This is a genomic window from Virgibacillus sp. M23, assembly GCF_034190895.1.
Classification (GTDB): Bacteria; Bacillota; Bacilli; order Bacillales; family Amphibacillaceae; genus Virgibacillus; species Virgibacillus salarius.
In genome coordinates this window covers 1-544 of sequence record NZ_JAWDHA010000186.1, presented here as the reverse complement: position 1 = coordinate 544, position 544 = coordinate 1, and the positions used below count along the sequence as shown (strand labels likewise).

1 protein-coding gene is annotated in these 544 nt (G+C 40.1%); it reads right to left on the bottom strand.

Going from position 1 to position 544, the window contains the following annotated elements; all coding sequences use genetic code 11:
- The coding region (locus tag RVS70_RS21955; RefSeq protein WP_321134834.1) for a DUF1510 family protein at positions 1-524 on the bottom strand (524 nt) is incomplete at its 3' end.
- Positions 525-544 lie beyond the last annotated feature (20 nt).

The following is a 544-nucleotide window of genomic DNA, read 5'->3' as shown; positions in this document are numbered from 1 at the left end:
GCATATGAAATGGCTTTTAGCATCTCAGCCCAGTCTTGTGAGCTTGAATCATAAGTAGCGGCATGCTCGCCTGTCTGCTCAGTTCCGACTGCTTTCCAGTCAGAATTTTCATACGTTTTTTCCACATCGCTTGATGAGCCGCCTTCTGTAACTTTTGCATCTTTAAGCCCGTCACCTGCTGAATCTGAGTCAGAGTCATCTTTTTTAGAAGAAGAATCATCTTTTTTGGAATCTGAATCAGAATCTGAAGACTTCTCAGAATCCTTTTCGCTGTCAGAAATATCTTTCTTGCTGTCTTTTATATCCTCATCCGATTTCTTTTCCGTCTTTCCTGAAGCCGGAGATTCTTGTTTTTGTGTCGTTTCAGAATCCTTGCTGACATCTTTGCTAGAAGGACTGTTAATGAAGAGATTCGCTGCTACTACGACAATTAGTATGGATACGATTGCGATTAAAATGTTAAGCACTAAATTGGCTTTTCTGCGCTTATCACGGTTTTCATAACGAGATTGATTATTGCTCAATAATTCTGCACTCCTTTATC